At 72.3% G+C, this 16,407-nt stretch carries 13 protein-coding genes; 6 read left to right on the top strand and 7 right to left on the bottom strand.

Annotated features, from left to right (window positions below; translation table 11 throughout):
• Window positions 1-43 precede the first annotated feature (43 nt).
• Window positions 44-397 (top strand): hypothetical protein, encoded by a 354-nt coding sequence (locus tag ACFC0B_RS30785; RefSeq protein ID WP_376093109.1) that lies wholly within the window; start codon window positions 44-46, stop codon window positions 395-397.
• Here the strand turns inward: ACFC0B_RS30785 and ACFC0B_RS30790 are convergent.
• The 4 genes from ACFC0B_RS30790 to ACFC0B_RS30805 form a co-directional block, all read right to left on the bottom strand.
• The gene (locus ACFC0B_RS30790; RefSeq protein WP_376093293.1) at window positions 394-1,815 is read right to left on the bottom strand and encodes an AI-2E family transporter; all 1,422 of its coding nucleotides are present in this window, start codon (window positions 1,813-1,815) and stop codon (window positions 394-396) included. The two genes, ACFC0B_RS30785 and ACFC0B_RS30790, sit on opposite strands and share 4 nt — an antisense overlap.
• A gap of 403 nt (window positions 1,816-2,218) precedes the next feature.
• Entirely contained in the window at window positions 2,219-2,974 is a 756-nt protein-coding gene (locus ACFC0B_RS30795; RefSeq protein WP_376093112.1) for a transglycosylase SLT domain-containing protein, read from the bottom strand.
• A 455-nt stretch (window positions 2,975-3,429) separates the two neighbouring features.
• Complete coding sequence (locus tag ACFC0B_RS30800; RefSeq protein ID WP_376093115.1) at window positions 3,430-4,764, bottom strand: PhoH family protein; 1,335 nt, start codon at window positions 4,762-4,764, stop codon at window positions 3,430-3,432.
• Window positions 4,765-5,014: 250 nt separating this feature from the next.
• The gene (locus tag ACFC0B_RS30805; protein WP_376093118.1) at window positions 5,015-5,809 is read right to left on the bottom strand and encodes an isoprenyl transferase; all 795 of its coding nucleotides are present in this window, start codon (window positions 5,807-5,809) and stop codon (window positions 5,015-5,017) included.
• Window positions 5,810-6,231: 422 nt separating this feature from the next.
• On the opposite strand from ACFC0B_RS30805, the gene ACFC0B_RS30810 reads away from it, so the two are divergent.
• Complete coding sequence (locus tag ACFC0B_RS30810; protein ID WP_376093121.1) at window positions 6,232-7,851, top strand: chitinase; 1,620 nt, start codon at window positions 6,232-6,234, stop codon at window positions 7,849-7,851.
• Between the two features lie 119 nt (window positions 7,852-7,970).
• On the opposite strand, the gene ACFC0B_RS30815 is transcribed toward ACFC0B_RS30810, so the two are convergent.
• Window positions 7,971-8,687: a prepilin peptidase gene (locus ACFC0B_RS30815; RefSeq protein ID WP_376093124.1), complete on the bottom strand. Its 717-nt coding sequence runs from the start codon at window positions 8,685-8,687 to the stop codon at window positions 7,971-7,973.
• A gap of 474 nt (window positions 8,688-9,161) precedes the next feature.
• Between ACFC0B_RS30815 and ACFC0B_RS30820 the strand changes: the two genes are divergently transcribed.
• Window positions 9,162-10,376, top strand: coding sequence for a pyridoxal phosphate-dependent aminotransferase (locus ACFC0B_RS30820; RefSeq protein WP_376093127.1), 1,215 nt, complete (start codon window positions 9,162-9,164; stop codon window positions 10,374-10,376).
• A 155-nt stretch (window positions 10,377-10,531) separates the two neighbouring features.
• Here the strand turns inward: ACFC0B_RS30820 and ACFC0B_RS30825 are convergent, their stop codons facing one another.
• The gene (locus ACFC0B_RS30825) at window positions 10,532-12,373 is read right to left on the bottom strand and encodes a phosphoenolpyruvate carboxykinase (GTP) (protein ID WP_376093130.1); all 1,842 of its coding nucleotides are present in this window, start codon (window positions 12,371-12,373) and stop codon (window positions 10,532-10,534) included.
• A gap of 284 nt (window positions 12,374-12,657) precedes the next feature.
• Here ACFC0B_RS30825 and ACFC0B_RS30830 point away from each other — a divergent pair, with 284 nt between their 5' ends.
• Window positions 12,658-13,332 (top strand): hemolysin III family protein, encoded by a 675-nt coding sequence (locus tag ACFC0B_RS30830; protein WP_376093133.1) that lies wholly within the window; start codon window positions 12,658-12,660, stop codon window positions 13,330-13,332.
• Here ACFC0B_RS30830 and ACFC0B_RS30835 read toward each other — a convergent pair.
• Window positions 13,303-13,815, bottom strand: a complete 513-nt coding sequence (locus tag ACFC0B_RS30835; protein WP_376093136.1) for a hypothetical protein — start codon at window positions 13,813-13,815, stop codon at window positions 13,303-13,305. The genes ACFC0B_RS30830 and ACFC0B_RS30835 overlap by 30 nt on opposite strands.
• A gap of 308 nt (window positions 13,816-14,123) precedes the next feature.
• Between ACFC0B_RS30835 and ACFC0B_RS30840 the strand changes: the two genes are divergently transcribed.
• Both ACFC0B_RS30840 and ACFC0B_RS30845 read left to right on the top strand, forming a co-directional pair.
• Window positions 14,124-15,704, top strand: a complete 1,581-nt coding sequence (locus tag ACFC0B_RS30840; protein ID WP_376093139.1) for an MFS transporter — start codon at window positions 14,124-14,126, stop codon at window positions 15,702-15,704.
• A gap of 8 nt (window positions 15,705-15,712) precedes the next feature.
• Window positions 15,713-16,369 (top strand): TetR family transcriptional regulator, encoded by a 657-nt coding sequence (locus tag ACFC0B_RS30845; RefSeq protein ID WP_376093142.1) that lies wholly within the window; start codon window positions 15,713-15,715, stop codon window positions 16,367-16,369.
• Window positions 16,370-16,407 lie beyond the last annotated feature (38 nt).

Consider the following 16,407-nt stretch of genomic DNA (forward strand, 5'->3'; position numbering starts at 1 on the left):
CGGACGTCCCAGCGGGTGAAACCGTCTCCGGGGGGAGTTTGCGATGGCGGGGATCGACCGGGCGCGCGCATCGGCGGGCGGGTGGGTGCCGGTGGCCTACGCCCTCTGGGCCGTGGTGGCCCTGGCCTGCTCGGGCTGGGTCCTGATCACGGGCTTGCTCCTGTCGGTCGCCGCCGACGGGGGAACCACCACCGCGGGCGAAGCCGTCCGGACCCTGCTGCTGCCGCTGGCCCCGCCGGCGGCGGCGACCGCCCTGACGCCCCTGCTGATCCGGAGGACCGCCGCGCGGCACGAGCCGATGGCGGCCAGAACCGCGTTGACCGGCCTCGCCGCCTTGACCGGGTGCGCGGTCTCGTTCGTCTGGCTGGCCCTCGGCGCCCCAGGGCTGTGGCCCTAGCCGTTACCCGGGGTCGGGGGGCGGGTGGCGGCTTCGCGGGCGGCTTCGAGGGCGGTGAAGACGGCCTGGCCGGCCTCGTTGCGGCGGCGGAGGTGGGTGACCACGGTGTTGGTGACGGCGATCAGGGGGACGGCGACGATGGCGCCGCCGATGCCGCCGATGATGGAGCCGGCGGCCACGCCGAGGACGACGCCGAGCGGATGGACGCGGACGGCGCGGCCGAGGATCAGCGGCTGGAGCACATGGCCCTCGATCTGCTGGACGGCGATCAGCACCACCAGCACCATCAGCGCCGTCCAGGGCGTGGTGGTGACCAGTGCGATCAGCACCGCGACCGTCCCGGTGACCAGTGCGCCGACCAGCGGGACGAAGGCGCCCAGGAAGATGATCACGGCGAGCGGCAGGGCCATCGGCACGCCGAGCAGCTGGATGCCGGTGCCGATGCAGACCGCGTCGATGAAGGCCACGCAGACGGTGCCGCGGACGTAGGCGGTGAGCGTGGCCCAGGCCTTCGGGCCGGCACCGGCCATCGCGTAGCGGGAGTGCCGGGGCAGGCCGCGCAGCGCCCAGTTCCAGATCCGCTCGCCGTCGTAGAGCAGGAAGAAGGTGGTGAAGAAGGCGAGCAGGACGGCGGTCAGCACCTCCACGGCGATCTGCGCGCCGGTGATGCCGGCCGAGGTGAGCTGCTCGGTGTTGGTGCTGATCGCCTTGGTGATCTGGTTGGCGAAGTCGGTGATCTGCTGCTCGGTCAGGTGCAGCGGCCCCGTGATCAGCCAGTCCCGCAGCTGGTCGACACCGGCCTTGACCTTGCTGGTGACGGTCTCCAGGTTGGTGGTCACCTGCCAGACCACGAACCAGCCGACCAGCCCGATGCCGGCCAGTCCGCTCATGAACACCCCGCCGGCGGCCAGCGAGCGCGGCACGCCGTGGCGGCGCAGCCAGGAGACGGTGGGCTCCAGCAGGGCGGAGATCAGCAGCGAGGCGAGCACCGCGAAGGCGACCAGCCGCAGCATGTCGACGATGGAGAAGACGACGTACAGCGCGGCGCCGAGCAGCAGCAGCCGCCAGGTGGACTCGGCGGCGACCCGCAGGCCCCACGGCACCGCCTCGGCGGGGGTCGCGGGCCGGCCGAAGTGGCCGTGCGAGGGCGTGGAAACCGGAGCGGGGGCGGGGACGGGCGGGGGCGCCGGAGCGGGCGCGGGAACGGCGGCGGCCGGCGCGGCGGCCTCGGCCCGCGGACCCGGCAGCGGGCCGGCGGGCGGCGGATCGGCCGGCGACGGGGACAGCGGGGCGAGCGGCGGTTCGTGGAAGTCGGCCGCCATCGCGGCCCGCCGGCGCCGTTCGATCACGGCGGCGGCGCTCGCCACCACGGCCATCCCCTTGGCCACGGCCTTGAAGGCCTGTCCGCCCCGCGCCATGCTCACTACCACTTCTCCCCGCCGGAGCCGCCCGGTGCGGCGGCACGCCGTGGGTCCCGCCACGGCCGTCAGGAAGACGCTACCCGGCCGGGGGGCGGTGAGTCCGCCGGCCGGAAGGATCCGCACGGGTTCTTCGGAGCCGATTCCAGGACAAAACAGCACGTCCCGGGTGGTTTCAGGCGCCCGGCAACGGGGAGGAGTCGGGCGGGAACCCGGAGCCGACTGTCGGCGGACCGGCCGGCGCGGGGAGCTACCAGGACCCCTCCCCGTCCCCGCGTCCGCACCCGGGCCCGCACCGCCCGAGGGCGCACCGCGCGACCCGGGCGGCGCGGCCCGTCCCCGCACCGCGAAACACCGCGGCCCCCGGTCACCGGGTGGGTGACCGGGGGCCGCGGCGGCGTTCCTAGTACCAGTGGTGCGACTGCCAGAACGACCAGGCGCCGCAGGGGCTGCCGTAGCGGCTGTTCATGTAGTTCAGGCCCCACTTGATCTGGGTGGCCGGGTTGGTGCGCCAGTCGGCGCCGGCCGAGGCCATCTTGGAGCCGGGCAGCGCCTGGACCAGGCCGTACGCGCCGGAGCTCTTGTTGGTGGCGGTGTAGTTCCAGCCGCTCTCGCGCTTCACGATCTGGCTGAAGCACTGGAACTGGGCGTCGTTGCCGACGATCTGCTGGGCCAGCTCCTGCACCGAACCGGGGCTGACCGAGACCGGCGGGGCGGAGTTGTCCGTGGCGGACATCGCCGAGCGGGCCTTGGAGCGGTTGGCGGCGGCCTCGTCGGCCTTGCGCTTCTCCTCGGCGGCCTTCGCGGCCTTCTCCGCCTCGGCCTTGGCAGCGGCCTCCTTGGCCGCGGCGTCCGCCTTGGCCTGGGCCTCGGCGGCGGCCTGCTGGCGGGCCGCTTCCTCGGCGGCCTTCTGCTCGGCGGCGGCCTTGGCGGCCGCGTCGGCGGCGGCCTGCTGGGCGGATGCCTGCGTGCCGATGTTGTCGCTGATGGTCTGCGCCTGGGCGCCAGAGGGGACTTCGGCAAGCAGGGTCGCGCCGGCGACGTCGACCGTCTGCGTCGTCTTGCCCTCGCTGCCCGACGCCATGCCCACGACGGCACCGACAGCGGTGACGGCGGTGGCGGAGGCGACAGCAACTCCCCGGACCGAGATCCGAGTCACATGGATTCCTTCCAGCATCGCCCACGCGTGACCGTACGGGCGCAACCTGCCCCTTGGCTCTGCCCTCCGTACGGTGCTGGTCACGGGAGGTACTGACCCGGCGTCCGGCCGAGGTGAGGCGACCGGGCGTTTCATTCGGGCGGCGTACGGCTCACGGTCTTCAATTGTGCGTCCACCGACCGGAGTTGGTGGACCGTCCGGGCCGGACTCCCGGCCTTCCGGAAGCCCTGCCATGCCGTACGCGGGGCCTGACAGAACCCTCACCATGCCGCACGGGGACGTGTCGACGCAATTCCCTGTTGCGTGGCGGATGTCACATTCACCGAACCGGCGTTCGCCGGACACAAAGCACTCGATGTGATGAAAAGGGCAGGGCCCGCTCCGCCAGGAACGGGCCCCATGCCGGGAATTGACGGTTTTGTCCGTGAATGCCCGGATCGCCGGAGATCACCGGATCACGGGCTGACGTCCTCCAGCATCTCCGTCACCAGCGCCGCGATCGGCGAGCGCTCCGAGCGGGTCAGCGTGATGTGCGCGAAGAGCGGATGCCCCTTCAGCTTCTCCACCACCGCCACCACGCCGTCGTACCGGCCGACCCTGAGGTTGTCCCGCTGCGCCACGTCGTGGGTGAGCACCACCCGCGAGCCCTGGCCGATCCGGGACAGCACCGTCAGCAGGACGTTGCGCTCCAGCGACTGCGCCTCGTCCACGATCACGAAGGCGTCGTGCAGGGAACGCCCGCGGATGTGGGTGAGCGGCAGGACCTCCAGCATGCCCCGGGAGATGACCTCCTCGATCACGTCCGGGGTGGTGACCGCCGAGAGGGTGTCGAAGACCGCCTGGGCCCAGGGGCTCATCTTCTCGGTCTCACTGCCCGGCAGGTAGCCGAGCTCCTGCCCGCCGACCGCGTACAGCGGCCGGAAGACCATCACCTTGCGGTGCTGCTGCCGCTCCAGGACCGCCTCCAGGCCGGCGCAGAGCGCCAGCGCGGACTTGCCGGTACCGGCCCGGCCGCCCAGCGAGACGATCCCGACCTCCGGGTCGAGCAGCAGGTCCAGCGCCACCCGCTGCTCGGCGCTGCGCCCGCGCAGGCCGAACGCCTCGCGCTCCCCGCGCACCAGCCGCACCCGGCCGTCCCCGGTGACCCGGCCGAGCGCCTTGCCGCGCTCGGAGGTGAGCATGAGTCCGGTGTGCACCGGCAGCTCGGCGGCGCCGTCGACGTCCACCCCGGCGTCGTGGCCGGCCGCGAACAGCGCGTCCACGTCGTCGGCGGGCACGTGCAGCTCGGCCATGCCCGTCCAGCCGGAGGTGATCGCCAGCTCGGCCCGGTACTCCTCGGCGAGCAGGCCGACCGAGGACGCCTTGATCCGCAGCGGGAGGTCCTTGGAGACGACGGTGACGTCGTACCCCTCGGCCTGCAGGTTCCGGGCCACCGCCAGGATCCGGGTGTCGGCCTCGCCGCCGCCGGCCCGGTAGCCGGCCGGCAGTATCGACGTGTCGGAGTGGTTGAGCTCCACCCGGATGGTGCCGCCGAGCTCGCCGACCGGGATGGGCTCGTCGAGGCGGCCGTACCGGATCCGGTAGTCGTCGAGCAGTCGCAGCGCCTGGCGGGCGAAGTACCCCAGCTCGGGATGGTGCCGCTTGGCCTCCAGCTCCGTCACCACGACCACCGGGAGGACGACCTCGTGCTCCTCGAAACGGGTCATGGCGAGCGGGTCCGCCAGGAGCACACTGGTGTCGAGAACGTACGTGCGCCGGTCTGGTGTCCGGCGGCTCTTGGAACTGACCACTAGGCCTCCAGGGCGGATGACCCTGCGTCATCCGCGGCAAGCCGGCCCCCGCTGCCCCGGTGGCCTCGGGGCCGGTCTGATCGGAGTATTCCCAGGCGGGGGGCGGTGCATTCGCGCCCTCGGAGAACTGACGGATCATTGCGGATGAACGTTTGGCCTCGCCCGGCCTCCGGGTAGGCCAGCTCCTACGGCGGTCAATCCGGTGCGCCCGGCCGCCGGGCCCGGTCCCCCGGGGGCGGCGCGGCCCCCGTCAGAGGCCCATCCGCCGGTTGCGCTGCTCGAAGGCGCGCAGCGCCCGCAGGAAGTCGACCTTGCGGAAGGCCGGCCAGTACGCCTCGCAGAAGTAGAACTCGCTGTGCGCGCTCTGCCAGAGCAGGAAGCCGGAGAGCCGCTGCTCGCCCGAGGTGCGGATGACCAGGTCGGGATCGGGCTGGCCCTTGGTGTACAGGTGCTCGGCGATGTGCTCGACGTCCAGGATCTCGGCCAGCTCCTCGATCGAGGTGCCCCGGCCGGCGTGCTCCTGGAGCAGCGAGCGGACGGCGTCGGCGATCTCGTGCCGGCCGCCGTAGCCGACGGCCACGTTCACGGTGATGCCGTCGATGCCCGCGGTCTCGTCGGCGGCCTGCTTCAGGACGTCGGCGGTGTGCTGCGGCAGCAGGTCCAGCGCGCCCACCGGGTGGATCCGCCAGCGGCGGGCGGCGGCCAGGTTGGTGACCGCGTCCTCGATGATGCCGAGCAGCGGGACCAGCTCGTCGGCCGGGCGGTCGAGGTTGTCGGTGGAGAGCATCCACAGCGTGACGACCTTGACGTGGGTCTCGTCGCACCAGCCGAGGAACTCGCTGATCTTGTCGGCGCCGCGCTGGTGGCCGTACGCGGTGGAGCCCCCGGTCGCCCGGGCCCAGCGGCGGTTGCCGTCGAGGATCACGCCGATGTGGTGCGGGGTGCGGGCCAGGTGCACCTCGACCCGGCGACCGTAGAGGCCGTACATCCCGTCCAGCAGGACGCGCAGACCCGGCGTGCGTTCGACGACATCGCGCAGACCCATGGTTTTCGGCCCCTCCGTACTCACTTCACCGGGTGCTTCAGAACCCCCGGCGCAGCCTACTCCCGCGCCGTGGCGGCAGGGAAAGCCGCAGGTCGCGGGAGGGTCACAGTCCTGTGCTGAGTCTGTCGCGGCGGGCGCGCCGGAGGTGGCCGGAACGTACCGGGACGGCGCCCCGGGGACGCGCCGGGGAACGGCCGGGGGCCGGATACGGAACGGTCTCCGATTCCTTAAGGAATCCGTAAGCCGACGGTTCAATGCTTGACGACCCCCAATGGTCTAGTCCAGCTTTTGTTCCCAGGGCGGAACAGAACACCGGACCCGCCCTCGTCAAGGCAGTACTTCGGACGCAATGCCCTCCCCCACACGCGGCCGCCGCGCCCCCCACCGCGGCGGCCGCTCCTCCCCCACAGGAGCGCACCTCCATGGCCCGTACGCTGAACCGGCCCGTGTCGCACAAGCGCCGCCGCGGCCCCGTCCCGGCTCTCGCCGCGGGCGCCACCGCCCTCGCCCTGGCCGGCACCGGCCTCGCCCTCTTCGCCGGCGGGGCCAACGCCGCGGCCGGGAACCTGGTCGCCAACGGCGGCTTCGACGGCTCGCTCGGCGGCTGGGTCTGCACCGGCGCCGCGAGCGCCGTCACCACGCCGGTCCACTCCGGCACGGGCGCACTGCAGGCCACCCCGGGTGCGGCGGACACCGCCGAGTGCACCCAGACCATCAGCGTGCTGCCCAACACCAGCTACACCCTGAGCGCCTGGGTCCAGGGCCCGTACGCCTACCTCGGGGCGCGCGGCACCGGCGGCACCGACCCGAGCGTCTGGTCCAACCAGAACAGCTGGAACCAGCTCTCCACCACCTTCACCACCGGCGCGAGCGCCAAGAGCGTCACCGTCTACCTGCACGGCTGGTACGGCCAGAGCGCCTACCTCGCCGACGACGTCGTGCTGAGCGGCCCGGCCGGCCCCTCCACCCCGAGCCCGACCGCGACGGCCACCCCCACGCCGACCGCCACCCCCACCGTGACGCCGACCACGACCGCCTCGCCGACGGCCACCCCCACGCCGACCCAGACGGTGACCCCCACCCCCACCCAGACGGTCACCCCGACCCCCACGGCGACCAGCACCGGCAACCCGAACACCGGCGTCCCGAAGCACGCCGTCACCGGCTACTGGCACAACTTCGACAACAAGGGCAACAACCTCCAGAAGCTGAGCGACGTCCAGAGCGCGTACGACATCATCGCGGTCTCCTTCGCGGACGCCGTTCCCACCCGCGCCGGCGCCATCACCTTCAAGCTGGACCCGGAGCTGTCGGCCGGCCTCGGCGGCTACACCGACGCCCAGTTCCGCGCCGACGTGAAGGCCAAGCAGGCGGCCGGCAAGAAGGTCATCATCTCCGTCGGCGGCCAGAACGGCGCCATCTCGGTCAATGACGCCGCCGCCGCCCAGGCCTTCGTGGACAGCGCCTACGCCGTCATCAAGGACTACGGCTTCGACGGCATCGACATCGACCTGGAGAACGGCGTCAACCCGACGCACATGGGCAACGCCCTGCACAGCCTCCAGGCCAAGGTCGGCTCCGGCTTCGTCCTGACGATGGCCCCGGAGACCATCGGGATGTACTCCACCGCCGGCGCCTACTTCCAGCTGGCGCTGAACACCAAGGACATCCTGACCGTCGTCAACACCCAGTTCTACAACTCGGGCGGCATGAACGGCTGCGACGGCAAGGTCTACACCCAGGGCACCATCGACTTCATCACCTCGCAGGTCTGCACCCAGATCCAGGGCGGCCTGCGGCCCGACCAGGTCGGCATCGGCGTCCCCGCCTCCACCAAGGCGGCCGGCGGCGGCTACGTCGCGCCGAGCGTCGTCAACAACGCGCTGGACTGCCTCGCCACCGGCAAGAACTGCGGCAGCTTCGTCCCGCCGGCCAAGTGGCCGACCATCCGGGGCGCGATGACCTGGTCCACCAACTGGGACTCCGTCAACGGGAACGCCTTCTCCAACACGGTCGGCCCGTTCGTCCACCAGATGCCGTAACTCCCCCCGGCGCGCCGCTCCTTGAGGGTGGAGCCTGCGCGTCGGCGCCGGGCCCGCCGTACCTGACCGGTACGGCGGGCCCGTCCGCTTTCCGGGCCCGTCCGCTTTCCGGGGCCGGCTCAGGCGTGGCCGAGCACCGCCAGCAGGGTGCCGAGCAGCAGGAACGGGCCCAGCGGCACCTCCCGACCGCGCACCGGGCGGCGGCGCGCCAGCGCGGTCAGCAGCACGCCGACCGACCAGAGCCCGGCCAGCAGCACGAAGGCCACCAGCGCGGCGAAGGCGGCCGACCAGCCGTACCGGCCGAGCAGCGCACCGAGGCCGAGCGCCAGCACGGTGTCCCCCGCGCCCACCAGCCCCAGCTGGACCGGGACCTCGAACAGCACCCCGGCGGCCAGCGCCACCAGCAGGCAGCGCAGCAGCACCCCCGGGGCGTCCCCGGCCAGCTGCACCCCGGTCAGCAGCACCGCGAGGCCCGCCGCCAGCGTCCAGGTGAGCGGGTAGGGCAGCCGGTGCACCCGGGCGTCGGTGAAGCCGAGCACCACACCGGGCCCGGCCAGCCAGAGCAGCAGCAGCGCGTCCGCCGGGTGCGCGGCGGCGAGCGCGGCGGCGGCCGCGGCCGCGGTGACCGCCTCCACCCGCCAGGGGCCGGGGCCGAGCCCGGTCCGGCAGCCCGGACACCGCCCGGTGGGCGGCAGCCCGCGCAGCTCCCGCCCGCAGGACGGGCAGGCCCGGCACCACGCCTCGCCCTCCGGCACGGCGTAGCGCACCACCAGGCCGCGCAGCGCCGGTGCCACCAGTACCCCGGCCAGTACCGCTCCCAGCGCGCTCGCGATCACGGCTCGCCCCCTCCTCGCCCGGGACCCGCGATCCGGCGGGCTCCGCTCCGGAACCGGCCGGACACCGTCCGCGTCCGACCCCTGACGGCACCGCGGAGCCCGGGTGCCGCACGACCACATCATCCACGGGGCAGAGACACCTTGACGAAGCTTCCGGGCACTCTGCGCGCGGCGGTCCTGGCCGCCCCGACCGTCCTGAAGCCGGTCCCGCGGTGCGACTCCGGCAGGAAGCCGGGCACCCTGGCCGACGGCCGGACCCGGCGGCAGTGTGCCGTCCGTCTCGTTCCCGACGGCACCCCGCCGGAGTTCCTCGCCTTCGGCACTGTTCCGGGCACCCGGCCGCTGATCCGGAAGGCGGGCCGAGGCGTCCGCCTCCTGATCGAAGGCGGAGCGGAACGGTGGCGTCCGGGCGCTCCGGCGGGTGTCCCACGACACGCGCCGGACCGCCCGTTCGTGCCCCTAAAGTAGGCAGGCATGCAGGTCATCCAGTCCAGCAAGCTCGCCAATGTCTGCTACGACATCCGCGGTCCGGTGCTCGACGAGGCGATGCGGCTGGAGGAACAGGGCCACCGCATCCTGAAGCTCAACACCGGCAATCCCGCACTGTTCGGCTTCGACGCGCCGCCGGAGATCCTCCAGGACATCCTGCGCAACCTCTCCACCGCGCACGGCTACGGCGACTCCAAGGGCCTGCTCTCCGCGCGCCGCGCCGTGGTGATGCACTACGAGGAGCGCGGCCTGGAGGGTCTGACGACCGAGGACGTCTTCCTCGGCAACGGCGTCTCCGAACTGATCCAGCTGGCGATGACCGCCCTGCTGGACGACGGCGACGAGGTGCTCGTCCCGGCCCCGGACTACCCGCTGTGGACGGCCTCCGTCTCGCTGGCCGGCGGCACCGCCGTCCACTACCGCTGCGACGAGCAGTCCGAGTGGTACCCGGACCTCGCCGACGTCGAGGCCAAGGTCACCGACCGGACCAGGGCGCTGGTGGTGATCAACCCCAACAACCCGACCGGCGCGGTCTACCCGCGCGAGGTGCTGGAGGGGCTGGTCGGGATCGCCCGCCGCCACCAGCTGGTGATCTACGCGGACGAGATCTACGACAAGATCCTCTACGACGACGCCGAGCACGTCCCGCTGGCAAGCCTGGCGCCCGACCTCTTCTGCGTCACCTTCAACGGCATGTCCAAGTCCTACCGGGTGGCGGGCTTCCGCTCCGGCTGGATGGTGCTCTCCGGCGACCGCACCCGGGCCCGCAGCTACGTCGAGGGTCTGACCGTGCTCGCCTCGATGCGGCTGTGCGCCAACATGCCGGCCCAGCACGCGGTGGCCGCGGCACTCGGCGGACGCCAGTCGATCAAGGACCTGATCCTGCCCGGCGGCCGGCTGCTGGAGTCCCGGGACGCGGCGTACCGGCTGCTCAACGACATCCCCGGGGTCAGCTGCGTGAAGCCGAAGGGGGCCCTGTACGCCTTCCCCCGGCTGGACCCGAAGGTCTTCAAGATCAAGGACGACGCCCGGATGGTGCTCGACCTGCTGCGTGCCGAGCGGATCCTGCTGGTCCAGGGCACCGGCTTCAACTGGCCCGAGCCGGACCACTTCCGGCTGGTCACCCTGCCGCGCGCGGAGGAGATCACCGACGCGGTCACCCGGATCGGGATGTTCCTGAGCGGCTACACCCAGCCCTGAGGGACGCGCGAAAAGCGCTACGGCCGGAGTCCCGGTCGGGCGATCTCCTTGGTCGGGGAAAGATCGTCCGTCGGGGCTCCGGCCGTCCTGTCGCTTGCCGGTGCGCGGTTCGTGCCGCGCACCGGCCTCTCTACCGCTCCTGCTGAGGCTCAGGCTCAGCCGAGGCGGGCGACCAGGTCTCGGTACTCGTCCCACAGCGCGGCGGGCGTGTGCTCACCGAACATCTCCAGGTGGGCCGGGACGAGCGCGGCCTCCTGACGCCAGATGTCGGCGTCGACGGTGAAGAGCAGGTCGAGGTCCTCCTTCGACAGCTCCAGCCCGTTCAGGTCGAAGCCCTCGACGGTCGGCAGCACGCCGATCGGGGTCTCGACGCCCTCGCCGGTGCCCTCCAGGCGCTCGACGACCCACTTCAGCACGCGGCTGTTCTCGCCGTAGCCCGGCCAGACGAACTGGCCGTCGGCGTTCTTGCGGAACCAGTTGACGTAGTAGATCTTCGGCAGCTTCTCGGCGTCCGCCTCGGCGCCGACCTTCAGCCAGTGGGCGAAGTAGTCGCCCATGTTGTAGCCGCAGAACGGCAGCATCGCGAACGGGTCGCGGCGCAGCTCGCCGACGGTGCCCTCGGCGGCGGCGGTCTTCTCGGAGGCGATGTTGGCGCCGAGGAAGACGCCGTGCTGCCAGTCGAAGGACTCCGTCACCAGCGGGACGGCGGTGGCCCGGCGGCCGCCGAACAGGATGGCCGAGATCGGCACACCCGCCGGGTCCTCCCACTCGGGGGCGATGGTCGGGCACTGCGCGGCCGGGACGGCGAAGCGGGCGTTCGGGTGGGCGGCCGGGGTCCCGGACTCCGGCGTCCAGTCGTTGCCGCGCCAGTCGGTCAGGTGGGCCGGCTTCTCGTCGGTGAGGCCCTCCCACCAGACGTCGCCGTCGTCGGTGAGCGCGACGTTGGTGAAGACGGTGTTGCCCCAGAGGGTGTCGATCGCGTTGGCGTTGGTGTCCACGCCGGTGCCGGGGGCGACGCCGAAGAAGCCCGCCTCGGGGTTGATGGCGTACAGGCGGCCGTCGGCGCCGAAGCGCATCCAGGCGATGTCGTCGCCGATCGTCTCGACCTTCCAGCCCGGGATGGTGGGCTGGAGCATCGCCAGGTTGGTCTTGCCGCAGGCGGACGGGAAAGCGGCCGCGACGTACGTGGGCTCCGCCTCGCCCGCCGGGCCCGCCGGCGGGGTGAGCTTCAGGATGAGCATGTGCTCGGCCAGCCAGCCCTCGTCGCGGGCCATGGTCGAGGCGATGCGCAGCGCGTAGCACTTCTTGCCGAGCAGGGCGTTGCCGCCGTAGCCGGAGCCGAAGGACCAGATCTCCCGGGTCTCCGGGAAGTGCGAGATGTACTTGGTGCTGCTGCACGGCCACGGCACGTCCGCCTGGCCCTCGGCGAGCGGGGCGCCGACGGTGTGCACGGCCTTGACGAAGTCGCCGTCCTCGCCGAGCTGGTCGAGCACGGCCCGGCCCATGCGGGTCATCACGCGCATCGACACGGCGACGTAGGCGGAGTCGGTGATCTCGACGCCGTAGGCGGCCAGCGGGGAGCCGACCGGGCCCATCGAGAACGGCACGACGTACATGGTGCGGCCCTTCATGGCGCCGCGGAACAGGCCCTGCTCGCCCTGGAAGATCTCGCGCATCTCGGCGGGAGCCTTCCAGTGGTTGGTCGGGCCGGCGTCCTTCTCCTGCTCGGAGCAGATGAAGGTGCGGTCCTCCACGCGCGCCACGTCCGAGGGGTCCGAGGCGGCGTAGTAGGAGTTGGGGCGCTTCTCCTCGTTGAGCTTCTTGAAAGTGCCCTGGGCGACGAGCAGGTCCGCGAGGCGCTGGTACTCCTCCTCGGAACCGTCGCACCATTCGACGCGGTCCGGCTGGGTGAGCTCCGCGATCTCGCTCACCCACGCCAGCAGGCGCTGGTGGCGGGTGGGCGCGGCGCTGAGAGCAGCCGAGTTCTCGTTCGACACGATCGCTCCGTTTCACGCCATCCCGGCGGGGAGACGGCGTAGCGGGGGTTGAGGGTGCTTGCAGCGTAGCTCCGGACCCCCGACCTCAACGCGGCAGAACGGCGGAATTGACGCATCTTTTACTACAGTACGGATGATTACTGGTTAGTAGGACCGGACCTTCGACACCTGGCAGGGCCTGCCGACCCCCCTTCGAATACTCCAAAACGTCCAAGTCGTGATGAGCGCCACTTCCTACGAATCAGTAACCTACGGATCCGTAGGTAGCGGGTAGCATGCGGCTCATGACTGCTGAGCTCCTGGAGAGCACGGAGCGTGCCGAGAGCAGGCCGAAGTGGCGCGGCTGGCTGCACGCAGGAATGTTCCCCGCCACGGTGGCCGCCGGGATCGTGCTGATCTGCCTGGCCGAACCGGGGCCCGCGAGGATCGCGTGCGCGATCTACTCCGCCAGCGCCTGGCTGCTCTTCGGGGTCAGCGCGGTCTACCACCGCTTCCACTGGGGGCCGCGCGGCGACGCGATCCTGCGCCGGCTGGACCACGCGAACATCTTCCTGATCATCGCGGGGACCTACACCCCGTTCACCATCCTGCTGCTGGACGGCACCGCCCGGCAGGTGCTGCTCTGGGCGGTCTGGGGCGGCGCGCTGGCGGGGATAGCGTTCCGGGTCTTCTGGGTCGGCGCGCCGCGCTGGCTCTACACGCCGGTGTACCTCGCGCTGGGCTGGGCCGCCGCGTTCTTCCTGCCGGACTTCCTGCGCGCCGGCGGCGTCGCCGTCCTGGTGCTGATGATCGTCGGCGGCGTGCTCTACAGCATCGGCGGCGTGGTGTACGGGCTCAAGCGGCCGAACCCGTCACCGCAGTGGTTCGGCTTCCACGAGGTGTTCCACGCCTTCACCCTCGGGGCGTTCATCACGCAGTACGTCGGGGTCTCACTGGTGGCCTACAGCGCGGCCGGCTGAGCCCGGCGCCCCGTGACGGGCGGTCGACCGGTCGTGCGACCGGACGGCCGCCCGTTCCGCCGTCCACTCCCGGACCGGGTGCTCGTACACCCGGTCGTGCGGCGCCCGCTCGTGCGCCCCGTCGGGCCGGTGCTCGTGCAGCCGGTCGAAGCGCTCATGGGTGTGCCGGCCGCGGACCACCCGCCCGGCCTGCCGCGCGTCGATCGCCTCCCGGGCCCGGCGGCAGCGCTCGCAGTGCGCGGCGTCCACCACGGCCCCGGCCGCCCGGTGCCCGCCCGGCGCCGACCGGCGGTCCGGCTCGGACGCCTGATGGAGCAGCCGCCAGCGACGGCCCACATAGACCATCAGCAGCAGCGTCTCGACCCCGGCGACCACCAGCACCAGCGCGGCGCCATGGATCAGATAGGCCGCGACCACGGCCAGCGCCGAGCCCACCACCACTGCGGCACCCCAGATCTGGGCACCCGACTCCCGAACGGCCATGACGGCTTCTCCTTCCTGCGCCGGGCTCGTGGTCGGCCCGTGCCGCCCCACCCCTTCTCCGCTCTCGGCACGCACCGGCCCGCACTGACCGACGGCCACATCGTATCTACCGACAGTCACCCGCAACGCCCCGAAAGCGGCGAACGACAGATCAACGTTGCGTCAATTCCCCGTGCGGAACGCGCACTTCCAGGACACATCACGGAGAGTGACGATCTTTCCGCATCCTCCCGCATTGACGGCGACCTTCTTTTGGGAGTTACTGTCATTTGACACCGACTACCGTCACCGGTCTCCGGAGGTTTCCCGTGCCCACTGCGCCCACCCCGCCCACCGAGGACCGGGCGGCCCCGCCCGGCCCGGACCCACGGCGCTGGCTCGCGCTCGTCGCGGTCGCGCTGAGCGTCCTGGTGATCAGCCTCGACATGACGGTCCTGAACGTCGCCCTGCCCACGCTGGCCTCGCAGCTCGGGGCCACCACCGGGCAGCAGCAGTGGATCGTCGACTCCTACACCGTGGTCTTCGCCGCCGTGATGCTCCCGGCCGGGCTCATCGGCGACCGCTTCGGCCGCCGCTTCACGCTCACCCTCGGACTCACCCTGTTCGGCCTCGCCTCGGCGATCGGCATGCTGGCCGACAGCCCCGCCACGCTGATCGCCGCGCGCGCCGCGATGGGCCTGGCCGGCGCGCTGGTGATGCCGATGTCCATGGCGGTGATCCCCGGCCTCTTCCCGCCCGGCGAGCAGCGGCGCGCCACCGCGATCCTGGCCGCCTCGCTGGCCGTCGGCACCCCGCTCGGCCCGCTGATCGGCGGCTTCGTCCTCCAGCACTACTGGTGGGGCGCGATCTTCGCGATCAACCTGCCGCTGGTGGCGATCGGCATCACCGCCTGCGCCGTCCTGCTGCCGGAGACCCGTAACCCCGCCGCGCCCCCGATCGACGTGCCCGCCACCCTGCTCGGCGCCGGCGGGCTGGCCGCGCTCACCTACGGCATCATCGAGAGCCCCGAGCGCGGCTGGGGCGACCCGCTGGTGCTCGGCACCGTGGGCGGCGCGCTGGTCGCGCTCACCCTGCTGGTCCTGCGCAGCCGGCGGCAGACCGCTCCGATGCTCGACCTGTCGCTGCTCGCCGACGCCGCCTTCCGCTGGTCGACGGTGGCCGCGACGCTGGTGTCCCTGGTCCTGTTCGGCGCGTTCTTCGTGCTCCCGCTGTACTTCCAGAGCGTCCTCGGCGCGGACGCCTTCGGCACCGGTCTGCGGCTGATGCCGATGATGCTCGGCCTGATGGTGGCCGCCCGGCTCAGCGACAAGCTGGTCGCCCGGACCAGTCCCCGGACGGTGATCGCCCTCGGGCTGGCCCTGCTGGCCGCCGCCCTGCTCGTCGGCAGCCGGACGGAGGTCTCGGACGGCTACGGCCTGGCCGCCGTCTGGCTCACCCTGCTCGGGGTCGGCATGGGCCTGTCCCTCATCACCGCACAGGCCACCGCCCTGCTCACGCTGCCGCCCGCCCGGGCCGGCGTCGGCTCGGGCCTGCTGCAGACCTTCCGCCAGGTCGGCGGGGCCATCGGGGTGGCGGTCTTCGGCAGCCTGCTCGCCAACGCCTACCGGGGCGCGCTGGACACCGGCGGGCTGGCGGCGGGCACGGCCGAGCAGGCCGGGCGGTCGGTGGTCGCCGCCGACGCGGTCGCCGCCGCGGCCGGCGACCCGGCGCTGGCCGCCTCCGCGCACAGCGCCTACGTGCACGGGATGACGGTCGTCCTGCTGGTCTCCGGGGCGATCGCCGTGCTGTCGGCGTTCCTGGTCGCGCTGCGGATGCCCGCCGTCGAACCGGCCGGGCCGGCCGCCGGGGCCACCGGGTCCACCGCCGTCCCCGCGGCCGATCACGGATAATCGAAGACATGAACGCAACGCGGCCGGCGACGGCACCTCCGACAGGACCGGGCAACCCGATCCAGGCGATGCTGGAGGCGCCGCTGTCGCTGCGCGAGCGCAAGAAGCTGAAGACCCGCCAGACCATCCGGCGCGAGGCGTACCGGCTGATCGCCGAACAGGGGTACGAGAACACCACGGTGGACCAGATCGCGGCCGCCGCCGAGGTGTCCCCGTCCACCTTCTTCCGCTACTTCGCCACCAAGGAGGACCTCGTCCTCACCGACGAGTACGACCCGGCGATGATCGAGGCCCTGCTCGCCAGGCCCGCCGACGAACCGTTTCTGCGCTCCTGCCGGGAGGCCCTCATCGGGCTGACCCGGCAGTTGATGGAGCACGAGCGCGAGGAAGTGCTCGTCCGGATGCGGCTGACCAAGGACGTCCCCTCGCTGCGGGCCCGGCTGCTCGACACCGGCAACGAGCCGCAGCGGCTCTACCTCACCGCGCTGACCCGGCGGGCCGGCGTCCAGGAGCCCACCTTCGCGATGCGGATCACCGCCGCCGCGATCGGCGCCGCCACCACGGAGGCGGTGCTGCGGTGGGCCGAGAGCAACGGCACCGAGGACATCGCCGATCTGGTGGACCGCACCTTCGCGATCCTGGAGGACGGCTTCACCGGTCTGTAGCCGGGAGGAGCGCGCGCAGCCGGGAGGAGCGCGACGGC

It is taken from the genome of Kitasatospora sp. NPDC056184 (assembly GCF_042268405.1).
In the GTDB taxonomy this organism is placed as follows: Bacteria; Actinomycetota; Actinomycetes; order Streptomycetales; family Streptomycetaceae; genus Kitasatospora.